The following is a 4,562-nucleotide window of genomic DNA, read 5'->3' on the forward strand; positions in this document are numbered from 1 at the left end:
ACCGAGATCGCGGCCATCTCGGCGCTGGCGGACTCGGCGTCGGTGCTGGTCGGGGCGGCGGCGACGGTCGACGCGGTCGCCACCGCGATGGACGGCGCCCCGCTCGCGCACGTGGCCGCGCACGGCTCGTTCCGCGCCGACAACCCGCTGTTCTCCGCGCTGGAACTGGCCGACGGGCCGTTGACCGTCTACGACCTGGAACGGCTGCGCACACCACCGGCCCGGGTCGTGCTGTCGGCGTGCGACTCGGGCCTGTCGGCGGTGCGGCCCGGCGACGAGCTGATGGGGTTCACCGCCGCCCTGCTGGGCCTGGGCACCCGCACCCTGATCGCGCCGGTCGTCCCCGTGCCGGCCGAGGTCACCACACCGCTCATGGTCGACCTGCACCGCAGGCTCGGCGCGGGCCAACCGCCCGCGGTGGCGCTCGCGGGCGCGCAGGAGGCGCACCGCGACAACGGCGACGTGGCGTTCGCGGCCGGCGCCGGGTTCCTGTGCTTCGGGGCCTGACCGCACTGACACGAGGAGGACCGGGCGAGATGGCGTACGACGAACACCTGGCCGAGCGGATCCGCGACGAGGTCGGTGACCTGCCGGGCCTGAGCGCCAAGCGGATGTTCGGCGGGGTCGCGTACGTGCTGCTCGTCAACATGCTCGTCGGCGTGACCGGTGACCACATCAACGCCCGCGTCGGCCCCGACGCGGCGGACGGGTGCCTGGCCCTGCCCGGGACCAGGGTCTTCGACCTGACCGGCAGGGTCATGCGCGGCTGGGTCGTGGTCGACGGCGAGGTGCTCGACGAGGACTCCGGGCTGTCCGACTGGATCGGCCGGGCGCGGGAGTTCGTCGAGACGCTCCCGCCCAAGTAGGTTGGCCACCGTGGACGACGGCGTGGACGCGCGGGACCTGTTGGCGGTGGCGGTGGCCGAAGCCCGAGCCGGGCTCGCCGAGGGCGGCATCCCGATCGGGGCGGCCCTGTTCGCCGCCGACGGCACGCTCCTCGGCCGCGGCCACAACCGCAGGGTGCAGGACGGCGACGCCTCGACCCACGCCGAGACCGACGCCTTCCGCGCCGCGGGCCGCCGACCGGGCTACCGCGACACGATCATGGTCACCACGCTGTCACCGTGCTGGTACTGCAGCGGGCTCGTTCGCCAGTTCGGCATCCCCCACGTGGTGATCGGGGAGGCGCGGACGTTCCACGGCGGTCACGACTGGCTGGCCGAGCACGGCGTGCGGATCACCCTGCTGGACGACCCGGAGTGCGTCCGGCTGATGACGGACTTCATCGCCGCCGAACCGGAGCTGTGGTTCGAGGACATCGGCCAGGACTGACCCGGCCACGCCCCCGTCGAGCGGCGTCCCGGGGACCGGGCGACCACCGCTCGGCGCACGCGGGACAGGGCTGTCGCCACCTGGTGCGCGCAGGGATGGACGGCCGCGCCCCGACGGTCGCGGCCTGGCGCGCGCACTGCCCCGGGCGGGGGGCGGTGCGCCACGCCATGGAGACAGCCGTCAGAACCGGCTCAACGCCTCGTCGACGGAGCCGACCAGGGTGAACACGGAGCTGAGCCCGGTCGCCTCGATCGGCCGCTGCGTCGCCCGACTGGTCGCCACCAGCACCAGCGGGATGCCGAGGCTGCTCGCCCGCTGACTGCCTATGACCAGGGACTCCAACCCGGCAGAGCCGAGGAAGCGCACCCCGCTGAGGTCCACCACCACACCCCGCACGTTCTCGACCAGGTGCTCCTTGAGCGGCTTGGTCAACTCCTCCGCACTGCTCGTGTCCAACTCTCCCGACACGTGCAGCACCACCACGCCGTCCGCTGGTCTGTCGACCCGCACGGAAGCAAGCGTCGCCGCGGGTTCTGGCACGCCGGTACTCCTCTCACTCGAACGACGCCGGCGCGGCGTCGAAGCTCCACGGTAACCCTCAACCGGCGTCGTCGACCGTTTCGGTCACGACCATGTCGACCAGCTCACGGGCATCGGTCGCCGCACCCAGCGCCCGGCGCTGGCGCGCGGCGCCACTGCCATGAGTGCCGAGCCAAGTCAAGTGGTTTTCCACAGTGGACAGAGCGCCGGCGTCGCGCAGCGCGTCGGAGCACCACGACACCAGGTCGGCGGCGCGCTCCCGGGCGGGCAGCAGGTTCCCCGTGCGCGGGTCGACGGCCAACCCGTCCACCCCGTCGCGCGCGGCACGCCAGTAGGCGGCCCGCAGCAGCACGTCGTCGACCCGTTCGGGTTCGGCGGACTCGGCGGCGGTGCGGGCGAACGCCCGGATCACCTCCGCGATGACGACCGCCTCACGGGCGGTCATCGGGATGTCCGACACACGCACCTCGACCGTCGGGTGCTGCGCGGACGGTCGCACGTCCCAGTAGACCATCCCGGTGTCGAGCAGCACCTCGCTCGCCTCCAGGGACTTCACCAGCCGGTCGTACTCGGCGGCGGACTCCAGGTGCGGCGGCGGGCCGCTGATCGGCCAGCGCGACCACACGATCGAGCGCCAACTGGCGTAACCGGTGTCCTCGGCCTGCTCGATCGGTGAGTTCACGCTCAACGACAGCAGCGTCGGCAACCACGGCCGCAGGGCGTTCGAGATGCGCACCGCGACGTCCTCGTCCGGCACGCCCACGTGGACGTGCATCCCGCAGACGCCCTGACCACCGATGATCTTGCGGTGCGACTGCGCCATCATCCGGTAGCGGGGGTCGTCGGTGCCGGGCGGCGGGCCCAGCGTGCCGATCGGAGGGATGGCCGAGGCCAGCAACCGGCACCCCGCCGCGTGCGCGGCCTTCGCCAGGTGCAGGCGTCCGCCCAGCACCTGCTCCGCCAGTTCCTCCGCGGTCGCGCACACGGGCGTGGCGACCTCGATCTGGAACGGGGTGAGCTCCCGTTGCACGTCATGGCCGGCGCCGGCGTGCTGCGCCACCGAGTCGGCCAGCGGCACGGGTCGGCGCGATTCCGGGTCGACGAGGAGGAACTCCTGCTCGACACCCACGGTCCACGGGTCCGTCATGCCGCTCCCATACCCACTAGTCGACGGGTTCAATCCTGGCTTTGCGCATCTTTCGTGGTCTGTCGCCGCCCGGGTCGGGTCGTGCTCCGGGGGTGTTTCAGGCCGCCGACGCCGGGAACCTGCCCGCTGTGAGACTGCGCCGCAGTGACCCGTCCGCACCGGGCTGGTGCCGCCGCGCCCGCGGCCGGGGGTTCAGCTACACCGACGCCGACGGCGTGCCGCTCGACCCCGAGTCGGTGGCGAGGATCAAGTCGCTGGTCATCCCACCGGCGTGGCGCGACGTGTGGGTCTGCCCGCACCCGAACGGCCACATCCAGGCGGTCGGCACGGACGCGGCCGGGCGTCGCCAGTACCTCTACCACGAGCGGTGGCGGCAGGACCGGGACGAGGAGAAGCACGACCGGGTGCTCGCGCTGGCGCCCCTGCTGCCCGGGTTCCGGGTGGAGATCGGGCGCGAGCTGCGGCAGCGGGGCAGGTCGCGGCAGCGGGTGCTCGCCGTGGCGTTGGCGGTGCTGGAGCAGGGCGTGTTCCGGGTGGGCGGCGAGACCTACGCGGCGGACAACGGCACGCACGGCGTCGCCACCCTGCTGTGCTCGCACGTGACCGTGCACGGGTCCACAGTGGACTTCCGCTACCCGGCGAAGGGCGGGATCGAGTTCGTCACCGCGGTGGAGGACGACGTGCTGGCGCCGGCGGTGAAGTCGTTGCTGCGGGGCCGTTCCGGCGAGGACCGGTTGCTCGTCGACGACCGGGGGTGCTCGGTCGGGTCGGACGACGTGAACGAGCGGTTCAAGGAGATGGTCGGGTCCGAGTTCTCGGTGAAGGACCTGAGGACGTGGCACGCGACGGTGCTGGCGGCGGCGGCGTTCGCGCGGGAGGGGCGGCCGGAGTCGAAGCGCGGGCGCAAGCGGGTCGAGGCGGCGGTGATGAGGGAGGTCTCGGAGCACCTGGGGAACACCCCGGCGGTCGCGAGGAAGTCCTACGTCGACCCGCGGGTGGTGCGGCTGTTCGAGGAGGGGACGGTGATCAGGCCGAAGTCGGCTGATCGTGAGACGGTGGAGCGCTCCGTCCTGCGCATGCTGCGGCAAGTGCGGAAGGGGCGGAAGGCCCGCAAGTGATCACCCCGTGGTTCCCGCTCGCTGCTCGCTCTGTCGGTGCTTTTTGGGTGGTTGGGTGTTTGTGCAGGTCAGGCGGTCGATGAGTCACACATTCGGGTGATCATCGGCTCAAAGTGTACGGAAACACCGTTCCCGATCCTCGGTTAAAACCATGAGGAGCCCCGCCAACCACCACCGCCGTCCACCCCACTCCCGCCCCCACCACTTCCTCACCCTCTCCGTTCGCCCCACCCCGTCGCCCCCTGGGCAGAGGTACCCGCAGTGATGGCACTCGCGGCCCTCGGAGTCCGGTCCGGCGGATCATCCGCGTCACGGACGGGCAGGTCGCGCGGCCCCGGTCGGGAGGATGACCGGCGGCGACTCGGACCGGCGGCGACTCGGGCCGGCGGCGACTCGGGCCGGCGGCGACGCGGCCGAGCGGCGCC

At 72.5% G+C, this 4,562-nt stretch carries 6 protein-coding genes; 4 read left to right on the top strand and 2 right to left on the bottom strand.

Annotation, left to right across the window (positions count from 1 at the left end):
- The 3 genes from AB0G02_RS29115 to AB0G02_RS29125 form a co-directional block, all read left to right on the top strand.
- Positions 1 to 507: CHAT domain-containing protein (locus tag AB0G02_RS29115; RefSeq protein ID WP_360800022.1), on the top strand; the 507-nt coding region annotated here is incomplete at its 5' end.
- A 29-nt stretch (positions 508 to 536) separates the two neighbouring features.
- Positions 537 to 866: a TfoX/Sxy family protein gene (locus AB0G02_RS29120; RefSeq protein ID WP_360800025.1), complete on the top strand. Its 330-nt coding sequence runs from the start codon at positions 537 to 539 to the stop codon at positions 864 to 866.
- A gap of 10 nt (positions 867 to 876) precedes the next feature.
- A complete protein-coding gene (locus AB0G02_RS29125; RefSeq protein WP_360800028.1) occupies positions 877 to 1,332 on the top strand; it encodes a nucleoside deaminase in 456 nt (151 codons plus the stop codon).
- 180 nt (positions 1,333 to 1,512) lie between these two features.
- Here the strand turns inward: AB0G02_RS29125 and AB0G02_RS29130 are convergent, their stop codons facing one another.
- A complete protein-coding gene (locus tag AB0G02_RS29130) occupies positions 1,513 to 1,842 on the bottom strand; it encodes an STAS domain-containing protein (RefSeq protein ID WP_360800031.1) in 330 nt (109 codons plus the stop codon).
- Positions 1,843 to 1,930: 88 nt separating this feature from the next.
- Positions 1,931 to 3,019 (bottom strand): glutamate--cysteine ligase, encoded by a 1,089-nt coding sequence (locus tag AB0G02_RS29135; protein ID WP_360800034.1) that lies wholly within the window; start codon positions 3,017 to 3,019, stop codon positions 1,931 to 1,933.
- A gap of 128 nt (positions 3,020 to 3,147) precedes the next feature.
- Here AB0G02_RS29135 and AB0G02_RS29140 point away from each other — a divergent pair, with 128 nt between their 5' ends.
- Positions 3,148 to 4,137 (top strand): DNA topoisomerase IB, encoded by a 990-nt coding sequence (locus AB0G02_RS29140; protein ID WP_360800037.1) that lies wholly within the window; start codon positions 3,148 to 3,150, stop codon positions 4,135 to 4,137.
- Positions 4,138 to 4,562: the final 425 nt, after the last annotated feature.

The sequence above is a fragment of the Actinosynnema sp. NPDC023658 genome, assembly GCF_040639995.1.
GTDB lineage: Bacteria > Actinomycetota > Actinomycetes > Mycobacteriales > Pseudonocardiaceae > Actinosynnema.

Bases quoted from the DNA above. Each gene is read 5' to 3' on its own strand.
- AB0G02_RS29120 (WP_360800025.1), top strand. From the start codon at position 537: ATGGCGTACGACGAACACCTGGCCGAGCGGATCCGCGACGAGGTCGGT.
- AB0G02_RS29135 (WP_360800034.1), bottom strand. From the start codon at position 3,019: ATGACGGACCCGTGGACCGTGGGTGTCGAGCAGGAGTTCCTCCTCGTC.